Here is a 19037-nt window from a genome sequence, read left to right as displayed (position 1 = left end):
TGGATATTTGAAATACATCAAAAGCAAAGTATGGTTAAATCGTATCACTTCCTAATTATTGTCTAACTTATAAATTAGACAATAATTGACAAATACCTAGTGAAAGATTTGCGAAATAAAAAAACCTTCTCATTTTAGAGAGGGCTTAAAATTAAGATGATTGATAAACTATAGTACAATGTTCAGCTAGTTTCCTTGCTTGAGAAGAGGTTAAAGAGACCTTTTCAGGAGAATTATGAATTTCAGCGTGAAACTCATTATCATCTTCGGGTTTATAAACTAAATAAGTACCAATATCCATACAAAAGGAGGCATCAACCAAAGCTAATGCTCGGATATCATCAATACCAAATCTATTTATAAAGGAATCTACAATATTTTCTCTACTTCTTCCTCCATCACGATCACCAAAAGGATTAGCGGTCGACGGCAGCAAAGCGGCGAGATGTCCTTGTGCGAACATCCCTGCATGATTGACCGGTTGCGCCCAAGGGAGGGGCTGTTTTTGGGAATTGAAACCCGCATGGCCAGCTGATGGAGCCCAACTTGCCGGATGTCCTTGTGCGAACATGCCCGCATAATTGATTGGTTGTGCCCAAGGAGTGGGCTGTTTTTGGGAGTTGAAACCCGTATGGCCGGCTGCACCTTCGCCTCCAAATCATCATGCTCAACCGGCGGCATCGAATTCCCGTTGTGTCCATGGGGTGTAAAGCTCTCATGGTCAGCCGGTGTTGTCCAACCGAAAGAAGGCTCTTGTACTGTCAAACCCATTTGGCCGGCGGGAGAAGTCCAATTAACAGGTTGTTCCATACGATCAAACACCTTAAATACCCGGGACTCTTCCAACCAGCCGGATAGACTCGACCACTCCAACCCTCGGAAATCCCAAGACTATTTATTCCTCCAAGTTTGGGTGTTTGGGGCTGTGAATATAATGGTGGTACTGAAATTTGGTTATTATATAGCTGCCCGCTCCCCTTTGAATTCACATACCAATACTGGTGCATACGCCTATTCCCCTCATTTTAAAAACATAATGTTAGATTTAGCCTATGTAATATCCCTTTTTGTGAATGGTTAAATAACTAGGTCTACAAGCCCATATTTAAAAGAATGAGTGCGTGGTCTTGTTGATTTATTATCAAGAGCAGCAAAATATCTCTAAACTTTTACTAAAGACTTATAATATATTCTTCTAGCACTCTTTCCGTCTCTTAACTTATATGACGAGTTTAATGACCTAAAAATCATATTAAATTGGGATAAAAAATAACATTATATGACGGGTTTAACATGGGTTTTTGATAGTTTAAATGAATAATATAATGTATATTATTCGCCTAGTTAAATTTAACACTTTTAGTGAGATATCTTCGTGAACGAACTCTGGCTGCCTGAAGGCAGCCAGAGTTCAAAGTTGTAAAGGTGACCTAAGATTAATCAGAAAAGTTTGAATTAGGTCGTTTTCATTTTAAATTAAAAATCCTAATTCCTCAGTGATATAAATGGGAAATTGGGATTAAGTATTCAACAATTGCGCCCTTTACTAATACGTGCCATAGCAATATCAATTTACACTCATACATCGAAGGAAGAACACCAGAAAAAGCTAAATGAAATGTAAACAAGGGCCTAAATTAGGTCCTTGTTGTTGTTGTGTGTAATTTTAATTTCCCTTAAGGTAATCTGAGTAATATGGGTCACTAGGGTTTATTATTCCCTTAAGGTAATGGGAGTAATATCGGTCACTAGGGAGTCGTACTGGGTTTTGTTTGGAAGGTGAATGGTTAACACCAATTTTCAGTTTATCACGGTGTGCATACATAAATAATCGTTTTTTAAGGTATTGATCGAAGAAGTATTCTGGATCCCCCAAGTTTCTCATACCACTGTCAAGAGGTTTGTATATATTCCAAGTGAGGTTTTGTATATGACTCACATTTGTCCGAGCTTCTTCAGGCGGTTTATCAACATCAAATTCAAATTCCCATTCACAAACTATTTTTTTCGTATGTGGATGTTTTGTAACTCCCTCAATTTTATAATGTATTCCTGTAGATGATTTATTAATCCATGCATAATCAACTGCATAATAATACAAATTCATTCCCACCTCATATGTTTATAAAGTACTATATGTCCAATTATATGGAAATAGACGGTAAATTAATAGAAAAAAGTACTAGTAAGCAGCTATAATGAATGGATTCAATGAGTCTTCAACCCTACTGGCTAGCTGTCTTAAAACTCTGGTAAAGTCAGAAAAATGCACATTACAACGATAAGTAGTGTGCAGACAAGTCTTATAAGACATTGAGAAATTCTTTAATAAGGTGATTCAGTACAAAGGACCAGAATTTAGAGCGGCAGCTGAAAGAATTGAAGAATTTTGATTTTGAGCGAATTTACCAAGAAAGACAATCGGGGAAGGATTTTGCAAGACCTGTTTACAAAGAAATGCGTTTTGGGGATGTGCTGGTCGTTCACGATCTGAGTCAGTTTGGTCGGAACAAAGAAGAAATTCGTAACGAGTGGAAAAACTAATTGATGAAGAAATTGACATTGTTGTTTTGAATATGCCGATTCTTGATACAAGAAAATATATTTGGGGGTAAACCACGAACTAGAATAGGAAAATGGCTTGATGTTCGAGGAATTTCTCAGGAGTGGTTGGTGAGTAAAACGAAGATAAGTAGGACTACAATTAGTAAAATTTCATCCGATAATGATTATTCGCCTACACTCCCCACGATTAAAAAGATTATGAGGGCAATTCGTGAAGTGGATCCAGCTGCAAGGGCAGACGATTTTTTTGATATGTAAACTCCTCCGAAACAAATCATAAGTATTAGCCTTAAGGCTTATATTACAGGCTTAAGCCTGTTAGTCGTATAGATTAACCATCATCACAATTCCAAATGGATTTCTTAAACACAAACCGGAGAAACCTGGTTTTTTATTTTATTTCAAACGGGTGCATTTTGCTAAACAAATACATGCACTTTATGAAAGGAAACGTCAAGGAAGGCAGGGTCCTAAATAAGTCACAAAATCTACCAATATGGTAAAATAGTAGTAGCATAAAAAGGGGAAAGTAGTCTTAATTTATTAAACAAAAGTCTAAGAACAATAATAAAATTTGTTAGGATTGGAGTGCTGTATTTGGAGATTCATTTTGAAAAATGGATAAAACAACAAGATGTCTCTGAGGATGCTTTAACTCTCTTTGATGAATCAATAATATGTTATCGAGTAGGTGCATATCGAGCTTCTTTTTTAATGTCTTACTTAGGTTTTATGAAGACTCTAAGAGATCGTTTACTAAGAAGTCCTATGCCATCTTTGATACCACATGAATCAGTATGGCAAAAAGCTAGAAATGACTTAAAAGATGATAAAAAGTGGGAAGAAAAAGTATTTGATCTAACGCAAGAAAACTATAAAATTCAAGAGGAAAATCGTAGTATAGGGAAAGTATTTTTAATTAGTATGGATTTAATTGATGAAATGCCTTATTGGAGAAAGAAAAGAAATGAATGTGCGCATGCAAAAGATACAATCATCGGATACAGTCATGTAGACACTTTTTGGCTTTTTTTAGAATCTAATCTTTCTAAATTCGTTGTAAATGGTGGGAAAGAAGCTCTTTTGAACAAATATTCATTGTATCTTGATAAACGATTTACTCAGCCAGGCACTGATTTTAATCATCTTATTGAAGAGATACCACTGGTTGTGAAAAATAATGAAATACCGGAATTTTACAAAGAAATTGAAGATAATTATATTCCCTTAGATGATCAAAAAAGTAAAATTGGGTTTAAGTTTTGGCATGAAATAGCTTATTCCCCAAATCGAACATTGAATGATGCTTTTCTTGAGTACATAATTTCTGATAATGATGTGCTTGTAAGATTTCTAGAAGTATTTCCAGATAAATTATTGTTATTGAAAACTCAAAGTACATTGATTCGTCATTTTTGGACTGAATTACTATTTAAGGTATATCGACTTTCAAGTGAGAGCTTTTGGGAATTATCAATTATACTATTACGAAACCGGAAAATTTGCGTAAGTTTGTTTCGAATGAGGATATAGCTGTATTTAATGATAATCTTGAAGAAGATATAGAAAAGATTAATAAATATAATAAAGAATTAAAGCGATATAATACGATTGGATTAATGGGTGTTGACCTCGATATTCTTATTTCTAATGATGGGGAAATGAAGGCAAATAATATCTATGTTGAAATTAAATTCCCAAAATCTGTTTTGGTTTTAAGCGTTAATAAAGAAAAATTTAAAAAGCCAAATAAACCATCTTTAACAGAAAATCCAATAAAAAAAGCAGAAAAGCAAAGAAATGCGATTACGGTTCATTATCTTGATGGTATTACTAAATTAATGGAATCTCCAAATTCAAATATAGTGATGGGTGATAATTTTTCTCTTACTGGACACCTTATTTCTGATACTTTCTATAGTTCTAACAATAAGAATATGATTACGGTATATTGTAAGGAATTAATTCAAACAAGGAAAAGAAAATGTATTGAATCATATACATTAGTTCCAGTAAAATCAGGCGAATTTGAAATAAAGGTATCTGTTATATGTGAACAATACTCAAAAAGGGATGAATTTACTATTCCTTTAGTTATTAGTGAACAATTGTAAGTAATTTCGCAACAAATATAAATTAGGATGCTTTTTTGTGATTAGGTATTGATGGAAATGATTCAGCAATACGTGGTAATTTCCGATCTATAAGTTTTTTCCTTTTGAAAATGTCTATAACCAATGTTTCGAATATAATACAAACAAAAAGACCCCGTAATGGGGTCTTTTAATTTAACTGATGCTTCTTTATTAAAATATAATACCTGTTAACAAAAAATCTATTATTTTTTCAAAAAAATAGATTTAGGTTATTGACTACAAACCTAAAGTTGGGTTGGATGGCAAGCGCGGCCATCAGTGGTATCAAGCGTAGGATAGGGCTGATACTAGGGGTAAGAGCTATAAGGCTCTTTTTATTTTGTCTTTTTTAGTCAGTTAACAACGAAAAAAAGCACTCTTAAGAGTGCGTTCCACAAGCTATTTACTAGTTTATATTACTCATTTACTAATTCATTTTTTTACTTCCCATACAAACCCAAGTTCATTTAACCGTTCAATTCTTCCTTGTGATAACTTGTCCTTTATATAGTCATTTCTTTGTGTTCCTGCCCACCTACCTAACGATGGATTTTCTTTATATCTATGGGGAACTAAACAATGTCCAGTTTCGTTTCGAAATTCTGTCAGCTCCCGGAATCTTTCTTCCCATTGACTTTCAAGTTTGTCCCAAATAAATCCCAGTTCATTTAACCGTTCGATTCTTTCTTGAGATAATGTCCTATCATTATAGCTTATTCTTTGCTTTGCTATCCAATTAGCCAATGCAGGGTTTTCTTTATATCCTTTGGGAACTAAACTGTGACCATATTTATCCTTAAATGATATCAACTGTTGGAAATTTTTTTCCCATTGATTTTCAAATGCTTCCCAAATAAACCCAAGTTCATTTAACCGTTCGACTCTTTCTTGAGATAATGTTCCAGTTTTATAGTACGTTCTTTGATTTGATATCCAACTAGCTAAGGAAGGGTTTTCTTTAAATCCTTGAGGTACTGAGCAATGACCATGTTTCTCTTTAAATGCTAACAATTCTTGATACTTTTCTTCCCACTGTTCCTCCAAATTTATTTTCTTGAGATCCCCCCGCCCCCATACAAACCCAAGTTCATTTAACCGTTCGACTCTTTCTTGAGATAATGTTCCAGTTTTATAGTACGTTCTTTGATTTGATATCCAACTAGCTAAGGAAGGGTTTTCTTTAAATCCTTGAGGTACTGAGCAATGACCATGTTTCTCTTTAAATGCTAACAATTCTTGATACTTTTCTTCCCACTGTTCCTCCAAATTTATTTTCTTGAGATCCCCCCGCCCCCATACAAACCCAAGTTCATTTAACCGTTGAATTTTTTCTTGAGACAAATCTCCTTGGCTATAATTTTGTCTTTGTCCCAATACCCATTTAGCTAATGAAGGATTTTCTTTATATCGTTGAGGGACTAAACAATGACCTTTTTCGTCATGGAATGTTTTTAATTCTTGGTACATTTCTTCCCATCTGATGGAATTCAACTCTAATCCCAGTTCATTTAACCGTTCAACTTTTTCGAGAGATAATACCCCGTTTTTGTAGTTATCTCTTTGCTTTCTTACCCATATACCCAGCGATGGATTTTCTTTGTACCTTTCAGGTACTAAACAATTTCCATGACGATCATTATATAGAATTAGTTCTTCGTACCGTTCATCCCAATTATCTTTTAATTCTTTCTCAATTTTTTTAAATAAATCCATTATTTCTTTTGTTTCGTCAAAGATTAAATAGCTATGTGTGCTTGTTGATAAACCAAGAAGTTTTCTTATTTCATTTTCTTTTTTTCTTTCTTTTTCCAAATCATTTGTAAAATCATTCGCCCTTATATTTCTAAAATTATTAACAAGATCAAAAATTAATGGATTATTAACTTTTCCAGTCTGTAGTGCACGTCCTAATTGCTGATAAAAGATAATCGGTGATTCGGTTGGTCGAAGTAAAATCACGCCATCAACATCATCAACATGAAGACCTTCATTCAACATATCAATAGCAAACAACAAGTAAAAAGTTTTCTTATTTTTACCGTTTTGAAATTGTTGCAATTCTTCTTTAGCCCAAGATTCTCCACTGATTACTCGATGCTTTTTTATCCTTTTGTTAAACCCGGCTTCCTTAAACCATTTTTCTACAATCCATTCCATCTGTTCAAGATGAGCCTTGTCCTCGCAAAACACAATAAATTTATTAACATCCATACGTATGTATTTTTTTAAAACATTGGGGATTCCGTTACTCTTCTCCCAATCCGCCTTAAACAAATGAATTTCATTAAGCAAATCTTGTTTTTCTTTAATCGAATTTGTTGACTTATCAATTTTTTCTTTCAAATCTTCAATCTCTTCATCTAGTGTGTAAAGCGCTGATATATATGTTGGTTTGGGTAGTATTTCTTTTATGATTGCCTGTGGTAAAGATAATTCATTAGCTACATTCCCATCAAACAACTCAAGAGACATGTCTCTTGAACCATCCAAATATCTTATCGGTGTTGCTGATGTACCCAATACCTTGAAATCATGATAAAAGTTCAAAATTCGATTGACACCTTTTCCCCACTGTTCCGCCCCGCACCTATGAAATTCGTCCAAAACCAATAACGAAATATTGAGCTTCCTGATTTCACCATCTGTTAACCCCATTGCTTTCGAATAGGTCATAAACAATGTATTGCCCACCGCCCAGGCTGCATTTTTCTGTATCTCTTCTAAAATAAAATGAGAAGGTGCTAAAACAAGCTTATTCTGTTCTAAACTTTCAGACAGACTTTTTATTATTAAAAAACTTTTACCGGTACCTGTAGCTTGAACAACAGCAACCCTGTTTGATTCAATCCACATCTTTTTCATATTTTGATAAGCTAACTGATTATGATTATATAAATCGATCTCAGGCTCTTTTTTATTGATTGGGTCATACCCATTAATTAGTTCCTTCACTTTCTCCCAGTTGTCCAAACGCATATTGAATGGATTCAACTTTTCTGCTTCTGATACAAATCCATTGATTGATATCAATGCGTATTGTTTGCAATCATACTTTAGAGATGCTTCTTCCTCAAATTTTCTTAATTCGGTACGTGTGTCATCAAATGAAAGTGGGCGGATTTGATTTTTTCCTTGAATGACCATAGAAACTTCTAGAGGTGTTTTTGGATGATACAATAAAATGTCAGCACCAGCATCGTTTTTACCACCTTTTCGCACTGCGATCCAACCGTTACCGATGTATAATTCTTTTAAGTACTCTTCAAATATTGCACCTTTTTTGTTTTTATCTATATTTTCAAGATAATGCTTTATTTCATCGCATTTCTTTTCCTTTGTAAGTTTTATCAAATTTTTCATATTTTCCCTCCCTTTTTGTTATATCAACAACGCATACGCTTTTACAATCCTTAAAGAATAATGTTCAAAAAAATATGGTTAAGGATTATTGATAAGACCTTCCATTTAATGAACCCCCTTAATCATTCTGATAATGTAAAAAAGTCCCTTTCATTAATTTGCCTGATTTATTCATTCGATTCTTAATATTTGAACCAATAACCTTGAAGGCTATGAAGGCAGGCTTAAGCCTGCGGGCGATGCTTAAGCAAATAAAAAGTCATGGAGTCAGTCTAAAAGTTGTAAGTTTTGGACATTGCATAAAATTTAGTACATTACACTTTCTTATGTGTATTAATCGTCTAAAAATTAGTATATAATTAATGTGTAAGAAGTTATATATCTTTTAGACGGGAGTGAGAACAATGAATGAACCAGTTGGATATGCAAGGGTAAGTACCTTGGACCAGGATTACTCTCTCCAAGTTGAACAACTAAAAAAGCATGGTTGCACAAAGATTTTCTACGAAAAGAAAAGTGGCAAGAATATCGGGCGGCCAGAACTCAAAAAAGCGTTGGAATATTTAAGGCCAGGTGACAAGCTTGTCGTTTACAAAATTGACCGCTTGGCCAGATCAACGAGAGACTTACATAATATCGTTCACGCCTTGCAAGAACAGGGGATAGGTGTTGTTTTCATTAAAGAACAGATTGATTTTTCAACTGCTGCTGGGAAGCTAATGTTTACCATGTTGGGCGCTATTGCAGAGTTTGAAAGGGATTTGATCAATGAACGGACCAAAGAAGGTAGAGAGAGGGCAAAGGAACAAGGTAAACATTTAGGAAGGAAAGGGCAGGACACAAAAGAAATAAAAAGAGCATTAAAGCTATTTGCGGAACGTGAAAAGAATGGATTGAGCGTAAATGACATATCAAAACAAACAGGTGTACCACGGTCAACTATTTATTCAAAAGCAAAGGGAGAGGCTGAAGCAGAGGATTAATTGTATATTAAATATTGAGCTTGTAGAGGGGACAGAGCAGCCGGGGTATGGGTTCTGGCATCTGGGGAAAGATTTTCAGAGATAACGACGGGAAGGTCCTACTTCAAATTGGAAAGGTACTAACCAATAAAGACCTATCATATAAGAGGCTAATAGAAAATGGTAGGATGATTTAGGATTGGCGCATGAGGTCGTAGTAGCAATTAGGGGAGGGTAATGCCTTCTTAAGTGTAAGGAAATTACACTTCTATCAAGGTAACACCTTTGATAGGGCAAAGGACCTCTGGGCACTTGGAATGTTTGAGCATTATAGACTCTGAGCTATAAAATATGTTTAAACTAGCTTACAAGTAAACCTACAAATGATGGGGGAATATGTGTACCGACATTTAATCCTGCGGTTGTATGGGAAGGCTTGTAGGTGATTAATCCAAGGTCAGAACCGGACTCGGGAAAACCGACCGTCCGGGATCGTAGGGGGGCTACAAGAAACGTGAATCATAATTGATTGCGCGCGCTTGTTTTCTACCCGACGGCGGGCCGAAAGCCAAATGGTTGAAGGGATTGAGCTCCATAATGTTAGTAAATCGAGAGGGCTGATGCCTTACCTGCAGCAGAAAGCTACATTTTATCCTTCGTTAAGGGCAAGATGGATAAAACCTCTCTGGAGTCAGAGACCTTGGCACGTTACACATCGATATGATACGGCAACTCGGGAGACCCTACCGGTCTTTTCTTGTTAGAAGAGTATGGTGTACAAGCGATAAAAAGCAAGGAAACCAAATGCTGTGTAGGGAGTCGGATAGCAGCGTAGTACCAATGAAGTTGGGTAATGCCGATGGAGGAAAGGCTAGCTACCAGTTATCGCCCTTACTAGGGAAACATTTACTACACTCAGAGGTAGGGATAAATGGAAACAAAACTACTAAGGATAGCAGAATTAGCAAAATCTGAATCTAAGAGATTAGCTACATTTTATGAATGGTAACTAGGAGGAGCCGTGTGCGTGAATAGCGCAAGCACGGTTCTGTGAGGGTTGCGCCTTGAAAGCTCAAGGAATACATACGACTTGAGATAGTCGTCTAGATAATGCTTAGCCAGCAGTCTTGTACCGAGTCTTGCGTGGTACACGGTAACGTGTACTGCGAAGCGTAGACAGGAAGATGGCAGGCCGGAATAAAGTGAAAAGGATAATTAGTCCCGAAATTAAACGTGATGTGGAGTAGCCGACCTTTTCTCTCAATGGGGAAGGCAACAATGAAATAACCGCTATAGGCAAGGGTATTATCGTTACTCCCGGGATTCGTACCTACGGCATGTCATCAATGGATTCCTTTGGGAACAAGGGAGATCCAATAAACTTCTATAACATATAGATAAGAATTCAACAAGCCCACAAAGCAAGGAGAATTCGATGGTTTATTGGAAGTCTTACTAACTGATAGTACTCTGAGATAGGGAGAGCCTATTACATGGGGAAGCGGTTAGCGGAAATTGAATCAATCTAAGGAAACATGAGCTTCATTCAATGGAAGATTTCGGTCCTTAATTCAAAGTAAGGAGAAACCAATCATGACAACAGGATTAGAGAGAATAGCAGTAAAAGCTCAACAAGATGAAAAACTACAATTTACATCATTAGCACATCACATTACAAAAGAGTTGATTTGGACTAGTTTAAACCATATGCCAAAGAACACTTCACCTGGCATTGATGGTACCTCAAGGGATATGGCTATAATTGAGTTTGAAAATTGGGTTGGAGATATGATGAATTCAATCTACAGACATAGCTATAAACCTCCAGCAGTAAGAAGGGTCTGGATACCTAAACCTGGGAAAGTAGAAAAACGACCGATCGGAGTACCTTCGGTGGCAGATAGAGCTTTACAAAGAAGTACAGCAACGGTACTTTCATCAATTTATGAACAAGACTTTCTAAATTGTTCATACGGTGGTAGGCCAAATAGGGGAGCACATAATGCCTTAGCTACCCTTAATGAGATTATTTCAGGGAAGAAAGTTAGCTGGGTGCTGGAAGCCGACCTGAAGAACTTCTTTGGAACCTTAGACCATGATTGGATAATTAAATTCGTGCAACATAGGATTGGTGATCCTAGAATTATTAGTCTGATTAAAAGATGGTTAAAAGCAGGTGTAATGGAAGGTAAGGATATTTATGCCAGTGAAACTGGAACACCGCAAGGTGGTTCAATTAGTGTACTATTAAGTAACATTTATCTTCACTATGTATTGGATTTGTGGTTTGAGAAAGCAATAAAACCAAGACTCAAAGGAGAGTCATATCTAATAAGATATATCGATGATTTTGTAGTGTGTTTTCAATATCGTTCAGATGCAATAAGGTTTGGGAAAGTCCTTGTGAAAAGATTAAGGAAATTCTCATTAGAGCTTGAACCTAATAAGACTAGGTTAGTAGAGTTTGGACGGTTTGCCAGTAAACATGCCCTGCAAAAAGGAAAGAAATTAGAAACGATCTATTTCCTAGGTTTTACACATTATTGTACAAAAAACCGTAAGGGTAATTTCATGGTAGGTAGGAAAACCGAGAAGACCAGATTTAAGCGAAGTGTAAATAAAATCCAAGAAGTACTTCGTACTATCAGACATTGGTCTATAAAAGACCAAGTTGAGAAGATAAATCAAATTCTTAGAGGTCATTACAATTACTATGGTATGGCTGGCAATCTTCGGTCAATAACAAAAATCTATAAAATTACGGAACGTTATTGGAGAAGAATGTTAAGTAGTAGAAGCCAAAAGAGCTATATAACGTGGGAAAAGTTCAATAAGATTAAGTCGTTTTTTCCTCTAAAGCGTCCTAAACTTTCAATTCCATTTTCGGAATTAAAAATGTACGCGAAACTGTGAAGCAATTTCTGAAGAGCCCGGTGCGGGAAATCCGCACGCCGGGTTCTGTGGGGGTTTGAGTCGCCAATTGGGCAACTTTTCTACCCGGAGGGTGGAGTACATCTACCGCAAGGTAGAAAGGCTCCCTTCTACTCGACTAGTTTAAGAAGGACATGCGAAATATACATTAATGTTTAAATAAATAGAGAAACCTGATAATACTAGTTAACATTATTTAACAGGTATTGATCAGGCAATTAATTTTTTGTTTCAAATAATATTGTGATTACTCAATCTTAATTCCTACATCAAATACATATGGCTGCTTTGGTGCAGCAATTTTTGAAATCTGCTTTATATTAATAGTTGGAATAGTACCCCCATCATATTGGGTTTGCTCAATCGTTCCAGTTACTTGTACCCATTTATCTTTCGGTAAGGTTGCTACATTACCACTTGCCATAATTCCATAGACTGATGCATCTGCAACACAACAAGAAATTCCAAATCGAGCAACTATGATTTGATTTTGCATGAAATTCTTTTCTCTATAAACAAACCCTTTTGTGGAAACAGTTTTACCAATCATACTTGGAAGATTGTCTTGAATGATAGTCATCATTGGCACATAAAGCTGATCATTAATATTTATTTTCTTTGTCTGGACCATGTCATTTTTTAATTTGTCGTATTCCTTTATAGTTAAAGGCTCAGGTTGATTATCGAGATTATTTTTGGTATCTGCTGTGAAACTGGTTTTATTGGTATCAGAAGTAGATTTTGTTTTTTCTGATTTTTCATTGCCTTTAACAGTCTTGATTTGATTAGTGTCCTGTGAACTCGATCCAAGTTTGATGGTTCGGTTCATCGCCACAGAGCTATCCAACACATTGTTTCCGAAAAGAAAGCCCGTGGTTATAGGGATAATAAATAATAGATATAGAAATAGACCTTTCCCTATTGAAGTTGGGTAGGAATGTTCACCGTCACATTCACAATGATAAGAATGTTTCTGTTCCGAAGTTGCTCTAATGATCAAAAGAATTCCTAAAATAAGTAATACAAATAGAGTGAAGTAAATAAAACGAAGCATTTTAGGTGCGATCAAAAGAGAGATGTTATTTGTAAGAAGCAATTTAAATAAGAGTAACATAAACCCAATTAGAATGATTCCCCTGATAAGATGATGGAAGGAGAAATCATGTACTGCTTTTGTCTTTTTCATCGTACACCCCCTAGATAAAAAATAGCTGAAAGATATAGACAGATAAATAAACAACAATTGGCGTTACCAACAGTAAAAATAAGACAAATCTTTTCTTAAAATAGGCGAATAACATTAAGGTGTTTTTTATGTCAATCATTGGTCCAAAGACTAAAAAAGCAAGAAGTGCTCCTTCCGTAAAGGTAGAACCGAATGAAGAAGCTACAAAGGCATCTGCTGAAGAACACACTGAAAGGACATAGGCAAAGCCCATCATAACTCCTGGTGCCAAGCTTGTGCTTGTCCCTATGGATAAGAGGATATTGCGGTCTAAGAAAGCCTGAAATAGACTTGCAAGGAACGCTCCTATGAATAAATATTTTCCAGTATCAAATAATTCATCACTGGCATGGTATAACGTTTCTAGGAATTTATTTCCTTTTGGATGATGGTGATGGTGTTCATGATGATGACCTTCTTCTTTTGTTTTTAAGATATTTTCCCCCTTAAATTGTCGGTAAATGATTAATCCAATGATGATAGAACTAATAAACCCTACAAGCATCCTGGCATTTGCAATATAGGGTGTACTTTTAAAAGCGAAATAGGTGGAAGCATAGACGACAGGGTTTATAATCGGAGCACTTAGCATAAAGACAACGCCAACATGCGAAGGCATTCCCTTCTTAATTAACCTGCGAACAACAGGAATGATGGCACACTCGCAAATAGGAAAGATGACCCCTAACAATCCAGCTGGTATGACGGCTAGATAGGCATTACGAGGCAATATCTTTCGGATTGCATTTTCGGAGACAAATGATTGAATAATTGCTGATACAAAGACTCCTAACAAAATAAAAGGAATTGCTTCTAAAATAATACTTAGGAAAATCGTATTTATATTAAAAAAAGAACTTGGGATTCTATTAAAAAAAGATATGTTTTTTATTTCCTCTCCAAAAAGAAAGAGCAACATGAAAAAACAAAATAGTAGTATACATAAGCAATCCTTTAGCAGCTTATTTAAATAGGTCATACAAATATACCTCCTTAAATCTATCGTCCCTATCATATTGATATGCACCTCAGTGAGATAATTTCATTAAATTTGATATTGACATAAATAATTAATCGTTATAAGATACAATTCGTAACAATTACGATTTGTTAAATCTAATAAACTGTTATTATACGAAATAATTATTCATTTTAAATCGTAATAATTCCTAATTAAAGAATATTTTTGGAAGGGGAAATAGACCATGAAAAGACTACTATGCCCTATAATTATTTTTCTGATGGTGATAAGTGGCTGTTCCAATGCTGCGCAGACAAAGGGTGAAAAGGCTAGTGAAGGAACAAAAAAATTACAAATTGTCACCACGTTCTATCCAATGTATTATTTTACCCAAAAAGTGGCTGGTAGTTCAGCAAATGTTGAGTTATTAATACCGAACGGTGCAGAACCACATGATTGGGAGCCAACTGCAAAGGATATGGCTAAAATTCAAGACGCAGATATGTTTATCTACAATAGCCGTTACTTTGAAAGTTGGACTGAAAAAGTACTTAAGAGTATTAATGATTCAAATTTAACTGTTGTAGAGGCTTCAAAGGGGATCGAATTGATGAATGCACTAGAATCAGAGGATGAAAATCATTCTCATGCATCTTCAAAAGATCCACATGTCTGGCTTTCTCCTGTGTTAGCCCAGCAGGAGGTCGATACTATTGCTAAGGCTCTAGAACAGCTAGATCCAAACAATAAAAAACAGTATGAAAATAACGCAGTAGATTTTAAATCCCAACTTGCTGATTTAGATCGCTTATACAAAGAGACAATTGATAAGGCGAAGAAAAAAGAATTTGTGACACAACATGCAGCATTTGGATATTTAGCAAAACAATACGGTTTAGCTCAAATCCCGATAGCAGGATTATCCCCAGATGTAGAACCAACCCTAGGGAAATTGAAAGAATTAGCGGAAGTAACGAAGAAGAAAAATGTAAAGGTAATTTATTTTGAGGGACTTACTTCTTCTAAAGTGGCACAAACGTTAGCTAATGAAATAGGTGCTAAAACTGAAGTTTTAAATCCATTAGAAGGATTAACTAAAGAAGAGCAAGAAAAAGGATTAGACTTTATCGATGTTATGAAAAAAAATCTTGAGGCCTTAAAACTATCTATTTTAGAGTAATACTCCTATGACGCTAGGGTAATATATCCTAAGTAGAAGTCAAACGGGACAAGAAAAAAAGCAGTTTCTTACTCGCTTCTGAAAGTATTCAAAAGGAAGTAGATAAAGGTCAGCTTGGTTTCAAACGCAAATATGTAAGATGTTAAACAATAGCCTCGCATCGCGAACTATCTTCAATTATCGAGCGAGATTCTTAAATAAGGATTGCTTTTCTTATTGAACTAAAGGGTGCTTTAGTTATAGAAGAGCAGTTTTTGACGCCTAACCAGGCGTTTTTTATTTTTGTATGATACAGAACATTTGTTTGTGTATAATAAGGGTGATGAAATGAAGGAGGTAACCTAAATGGCAATACGTGACCGAGGAAAATTAAATTGCAGCCGGCATCATTCATGCCGTTAGCATTTGAAATGCAGCGAGAAATGTTTTAGGATCAAGAGCGTATGGCAAAGCTGATTTTAGATGAATTCGAAACGGAGGAATTTGACCATAACATTGCATATGCAATGGAATACTCTTGGCAGTGAAACTAACGGTATGGTCGGATGGCTTTACAAAGGAAATGACTGGCCAAATTCATTCCATTAATCCGATAACGCATCAGCTCCAGGTCGAGGTGAAGCCAGGCGAATTCAAACCGGTGGCATTTGAGGATGTAATCGGAGTGGCTGTTTTAGATTAAAAGGAATAATCCTAACTGAAAGCCCAGTATAGAAGAAAAACTGTTGGTATCTGAATAATTTTGGGCCGGTAATATTCCTTATTCAATGTGGTAAACTAGCGGTCATATCAGTAAGCTAATGGCACACTCTTTTATTATATAAAAAGTAAGTTTGTGAAGAATGTACTTAAACTATAAGGTGCAAGAGTTGAAGATCCCGGTGCCACTTTGCGGTGGCTTTTTCCTTATTCAAGTAACGGAGTAGCATCTCTATATAATATAAAGACTTGAGAGAAGTAGTTTATAATTTAATACTAGAAACTAATGATGGAGAGAGTAGCAAGGAAGCTTTTATAATATTTTCTAAATATGAACATAAAGCGTTTAATAAGTATGAATTTAAATGTTAAACCGCTATTATAACGGGATGGCGCGGATACTTTGCCTTAGCCAATACACATAGTAAAATCAAAGATTTGATCAATGGATAAGAAGAAGGTTTCGAATGTGTATTGAAACAGTCGAAGAAATTTAAGACGAGAGTTTAGGAAACTAATTGGACTAATGTGTTCCCGAATCCAAAGCATACGAAAGGAGGAACTACAAAAAGAAATATTGGAGAATCGCCTGTAGCTCAATCTTACAGAAAACCCTCGATAACTGATACTCAAGTTATCGAGAGCCGTAAAGCCAATATATTAATTATGAATTTCTGCCTTAATCTGAATGGAACGCTGTATACAGAACGGTACGTAGGGTGCTGTGAGAGGTCGGGTGTAAATCACCTTCTCCTACTCGATTTAGTTTTTATCTACTAAGCACAATATTTACAATAACCATAAACTTCAAATTTATGTCCTGTAATCTCAAATCCATCTGGTACATTAAATATAGTATTCATGGGACACCCCTCATAGGATATCGTTTTCCGGCATATGGTACAAATAATATGATGATGGTGATGTTCATCCGAACAAGCAAAACGATAAAGTTTTTCGCCTTCAAATTCCGTCGATTCCAATATCCCAAGTTCCTCAAATAGGGATAGATTCCGGTAAATGGTATGAAAGCTTAGGTTTGGATAATCATTTTGCATAACTCCCAATACTTCCTTTGCAGACATATAGCGTTTTTTATAATAAATACGATGTACCATCAATTCCCTTTTACCAGTGTACCCTTTACCCTTAACAGGTGTAGAGCATCATTCACATTTATTTAACCATCTCCAAGTTACTTTTTGTCTAGTACCTTAGCAACATCGTCCAATTGATCCATCATCCATTGCAGATAATTTTTCCCTTTTGGCTCAGTCTCCGTTACCTTTACAATTGGCGTACCATTGGAATTTGCAAGTTTCACTATATTATCTACCACCGGGGTGGAATTTTGAATATTATGGACAAATAATTGAACTTTCTTTCCTTTTAAATCGTTTTGTAAAGAAACAATATCCGATGGAGCAGGATCGGTACCCTCATCGATTGCTCTAGCAAACTTTGAATTATTAACCTTTAGGTTTAAAGCTTTAGCCATATAGTCAAAGACTGGTTCAGAAACATCAATATTAGTTGCAGATTCTTGCTTTAGTTTTTGCACTTTCTCTTTTAATGGATCAAGCGATTTTATATAAGATTGTGCTCTTTGATTAAAAGCTTCCTTGTGAGTTGGATCCAGTTTGGATAATTTATCTGCTATTTTGATTGCTAATTTAGGCATGGTTGCTGGGTCATACCAAACGTGTTCATTTTCTCCTTCTTTTACCCCCATGATGTCCTCAGCCACTAGGATTGAAGATTTTGATTTGGCAGAAGATGAAGATTTGATAACCTTATCCATCCACGCATCATAACCAGCTCCATTATACACGATTACTTGCGCATCATTGACTAACTTGGATGTATCAGCAGTAGGTTCATAATCATGTGGATCAACGTTAGGATTATCCAATATCGACGTGACTTCTACACGATTTCCGCCCACAGCTTTTGCTACTTCCCCGTAAAAGTTCTCAGCAGCAACGATTTTAATTTTGGTATCAGATGTAGCTGGTGCTGAAGTTGTTGTTTTTGAATTATCAGCACAACCTGACAGAAGTAGAAGGGAAGCAGAACACCCTACAGCTATGAGTGAATACCATTTTTTTTGCATAATTTTGTTTTTCATGTTATTTCTCCTCTATTTAAGATATTTATTCCTTAATTAACTTATTTTAGATGTTAATTTCTTTTGACTGGTCTCATTTAATGACTCTTTCGTCCGTATCCGCTCATGATAGTTTCTCCAACCTAGTGCAGCAAAATAAAAGATTGCTTGTATAGCAGTAATAAAGAAACTGACTGGTAGATTTGTATAATATCCAATAACTAGCCCCAACCATAATCCAACCACAGCAAGGAGAACAGAATACAGTATCATACGAGATACCTTTTGGCTTAAATGACGAGCTGCTGCTGCGGGCGTGGTCATCAGGGTGAATACAAGAAGGGCACCTACAATTTGTACAGCGCCAACCACTGCAATCGAGAGAATGAGCAAGAAGGAAATTGAAATTCCTCGAACAGGCAAACCTGCAGCCTCAGCCCCCACAGGATCAAAGGAATCAAAGGTTAACATCTTAAACCCTATTAAAAGCAAAACCAATACCCCGATGGATAAACCTAAGACCTCTAAAACTTGCTGGGTGCTGATACTTAACACACTACCAAAGAGAATAGAAAATGCAGCTGAAGCATTCTTTGTGGATAAGGATAAGAAAAGCAGTCCAAGTCCAAGAAAAATACTTATAATTACATTTATGGTGAGATCTCTTCGGAACACTTTAGTACCCAATTGCCCAATTGTCAATGCACTAGCAGTGGTAAAAAGCAGTAAACCGTTTAATGGGTTCCAACCCATATAAATTGCGAACGACGCTCCTGCGAATCCAATTTCTGAGAACATGTGGGCAATGAATGATACGCCTCTTGCAATGACATAGACCCCAATTACACCGCACATGATCGCAACTAACGTTCCCGCTACAAAAGCATGTTGCATAAAATCATATTGAAACAT

General features: G+C 35.9%; 16 protein-coding genes and 2 pseudogenes. 10 read left to right on the top strand and 8 right to left on the bottom strand.

The window, feature by feature from the left end:
* Nucleotides 1-409: 409 nt before the first annotated feature.
* Nucleotides 410-640: pseudogene (locus tag CCK98_RS36905) on the bottom strand (hypothetical protein); the annotation flags it as partial.
* Here CCK98_RS36905 and CCK98_RS35930 point away from each other — a divergent pair.
* On the top strand, nt 614-1081 hold the full coding sequence (locus CCK98_RS35930) for a hypothetical protein (protein ID WP_179196080.1): 468 nt from the start codon (nt 614-616) through the stop codon (nt 1079-1081). The pseudogene CCK98_RS36905 and the gene CCK98_RS35930 sit on opposite strands and share 27 nt — an antisense overlap.
* A gap of 585 nt (nt 1082-1666) precedes the next feature.
* Here CCK98_RS35930 and CCK98_RS34035 read toward each other — a convergent pair.
* Nucleotides 1667-2101, bottom strand: a complete 435-nt coding sequence (locus CCK98_RS34035; protein ID WP_088090970.1) for a hypothetical protein — start codon at nt 2099-2101, stop codon at nt 1667-1669.
* Nucleotides 2102-2379: 278 nt separating this feature from the next.
* Between CCK98_RS34035 and CCK98_RS36745 the strand changes: the two genes are divergently transcribed.
* From CCK98_RS36745 to CCK98_RS34015, 4 genes are all read left to right on the top strand, one after another.
* Nucleotides 2380-2544 carry a hypothetical protein gene (locus CCK98_RS36745; protein ID WP_256942635.1) on the top strand — a complete coding sequence of 55 codons (165 nt, stop codon included), beginning with the start codon at nt 2380-2382 and terminating at the stop codon, nt 2542-2544.
* 42 nt (nt 2545-2586) lie between these two features.
* Nucleotides 2587-2823 (top strand): helix-turn-helix transcriptional regulator, encoded by a 237-nt coding sequence (locus CCK98_RS34025; protein ID WP_256942634.1) that lies wholly within the window; start codon nt 2587-2589, stop codon nt 2821-2823.
* A gap of 339 nt (nt 2824-3162) precedes the next feature.
* Nucleotides 3163-4098, top strand: coding sequence for a hypothetical protein (locus CCK98_RS34020; protein ID WP_088090969.1), 936 nt, complete (start codon nt 3163-3165; stop codon nt 4096-4098).
* Nucleotides 4068-4679, top strand: coding sequence for a hypothetical protein (locus tag CCK98_RS34015; RefSeq protein ID WP_218780192.1), 612 nt, complete (start codon nt 4068-4070; stop codon nt 4677-4679). Before CCK98_RS34020 ends, CCK98_RS34015 begins: the two co-directional genes overlap by 31 nt.
* Before the next feature lie 453 nt (nt 4680-5132).
* Here the strand turns inward: CCK98_RS34015 and CCK98_RS34010 are convergent, their stop codons facing one another.
* Nucleotides 5133-8060 (bottom strand): Helicase associated domain protein, encoded by a 2928-nt coding sequence (locus CCK98_RS34010; RefSeq protein ID WP_088090967.1) that lies wholly within the window; start codon nt 8058-8060, stop codon nt 5133-5135.
* Nucleotides 8061-8464: 404 nt separating this feature from the next.
* Here CCK98_RS34010 and CCK98_RS34005 point away from each other — a divergent pair, with 404 nt between their 5' ends.
* Both CCK98_RS34005 and ltrA read left to right on the top strand, forming a co-directional pair.
* Nucleotides 8465-9043, top strand: coding sequence for a recombinase family protein (locus CCK98_RS34005; protein WP_088090966.1), 579 nt, complete (start codon nt 8465-8467; stop codon nt 9041-9043).
* Nucleotides 9044-10615: 1572 nt separating this feature from the next.
* On the top strand, nt 10616-11935 hold the full coding sequence (ltrA, locus tag CCK98_RS33995; protein WP_088085493.1) for a group II intron reverse transcriptase/maturase: 1320 nt from the start codon (nt 10616-10618) through the stop codon (nt 11933-11935).
* 265 nt (nt 11936-12200) lie between these two features.
* Here ltrA and CCK98_RS33990 read toward each other — a convergent pair whose 3' ends face one another.
* Nucleotides 12201-13139 (bottom strand): TIGR03943 family protein, encoded by a 939-nt coding sequence (locus tag CCK98_RS33990; RefSeq protein WP_088090965.1) that lies wholly within the window; start codon nt 13137-13139, stop codon nt 12201-12203.
* A 10-nt stretch (nt 13140-13149) separates the two neighbouring features.
* Nucleotides 13150-14157: a permease gene (locus CCK98_RS33985; protein ID WP_088090964.1), complete on the bottom strand. Its 1008-nt coding sequence runs from the start codon at nt 14155-14157 to the stop codon at nt 13150-13152.
* Between the two features lie 226 nt (nt 14158-14383).
* Here CCK98_RS33985 and CCK98_RS33980 point away from each other — a divergent pair, with 226 nt between their 5' ends.
* The 3 genes and pseudogenes from CCK98_RS33980 (at nt 14384) to CCK98_RS36735 (ending at nt 16001) form a co-directional block, all read left to right on the top strand.
* Nucleotides 14384-15319 carry a metal ABC transporter substrate-binding protein gene (locus CCK98_RS33980; RefSeq protein ID WP_088090963.1) on the top strand — a complete coding sequence of 312 codons (936 nt, stop codon included), beginning with the start codon at nt 14384-14386 and terminating at the stop codon, nt 15317-15319.
* Between the two features lie 32 nt (nt 15320-15351).
* A pseudogene (locus tag CCK98_RS36740) lies at nt 15352-15465 on the top strand (DNA alkylation repair protein); the annotation flags it as partial.
* A 377-nt stretch (nt 15466-15842) separates the two neighbouring features.
* Entirely contained in the window at nt 15843-16001 is a 159-nt protein-coding gene (locus CCK98_RS36735) for a YolD-like family protein (protein WP_256942633.1), read from the top strand.
* Nucleotides 16002-16794: 793 nt separating this feature from the next.
* Here the strand turns inward: CCK98_RS36735 and CCK98_RS33970 are convergent.
* The 3 genes from CCK98_RS33970 to CCK98_RS33960 all read right to left on the bottom strand — a co-directional run bounded on the left by CCK98_RS33970 (nt 16795) and on the right by CCK98_RS33960 (nt 19037).
* Nucleotides 16795-17136, bottom strand: coding sequence for a transcriptional repressor (locus CCK98_RS33970; RefSeq protein ID WP_088090962.1), 342 nt, complete (start codon nt 17134-17136; stop codon nt 16795-16797).
* 77 nt (nt 17137-17213) lie between these two features.
* On the bottom strand, nt 17214-18146 hold the full coding sequence (locus CCK98_RS33965) for a metal ABC transporter solute-binding protein, Zn/Mn family (protein ID WP_218780191.1): 933 nt from the start codon (nt 18144-18146) through the stop codon (nt 17214-17216).
* A gap of 36 nt (nt 18147-18182) precedes the next feature.
* Nucleotides 18183-19037: a metal ABC transporter permease gene (locus CCK98_RS33960; RefSeq protein WP_088090961.1), complete on the bottom strand. Its 855-nt coding sequence runs from the start codon at nt 19035-19037 to the stop codon at nt 18183-18185.

Source organism: Bacillus sp. OV166, from assembly GCF_900177675.1.
Taxonomy (GTDB): Bacteria; Bacillota; Bacilli; order Bacillales; family Cytobacillaceae; genus Neobacillus.
The sequence above is the reverse complement of the archived record's forward strand: the minus strand, read 5'-3'. Positions and strand labels throughout refer to the sequence as shown.

What these genes read in the sequence shown, in the direction of transcription:
- CCK98_RS34010 (WP_088090967.1), bottom strand. Translation starts at nt 8,060, where the DNA reads ATGAAAAATTTGATAAAACTTACAAAGGAAAAGAAATGCGATGAAATA.
- CCK98_RS34005 (WP_088090966.1), top strand. Translation starts at nt 8,465, where the DNA reads ATGAATGAACCAGTTGGATATGCAAGGGTAAGTACCTTGGACCAGGAT.
- ltrA (WP_088085493.1), top strand. Translation starts at nt 10,616, where the DNA reads ATGACAACAGGATTAGAGAGAATAGCAGTAAAAGCTCAACAAGATGAA.
- CCK98_RS33990 (WP_088090965.1), bottom strand. Translation starts at nt 13,139, where the DNA reads ATGAAAAAGACAAAAGCAGTACATGATTTCTCCTTCCATCATCTTATC.
- CCK98_RS33985 (WP_088090964.1), bottom strand. Translation starts at nt 14,157, where the DNA reads ATGACCTATTTAAATAAGCTGCTAAAGGATTGCTTATGTATACTACTA.
- CCK98_RS33980 (WP_088090963.1), top strand. Translation starts at nt 14,384, where the DNA reads ATGAAAAGACTACTATGCCCTATAATTATTTTTCTGATGGTGATAAGT.
- CCK98_RS33970 (WP_088090962.1), bottom strand. Translation starts at nt 17,136, where the DNA reads ATGGTACATCGTATTTATTATAAAAAACGCTATATGTCTGCAAAGGAA.
- CCK98_RS33965 (WP_218780191.1), bottom strand. Translation starts at nt 18,146, where the DNA reads ATGAAAAACAAAATTATGCAAAAAAAATGGTATTCACTCATAGCTGTA.
- CCK98_RS33960 (WP_088090961.1), bottom strand. Translation starts at nt 19,037, where the DNA reads ATGTTTCAATATGATTTTATGCAACATGCTTTTGTAGCGGGAACGTTA.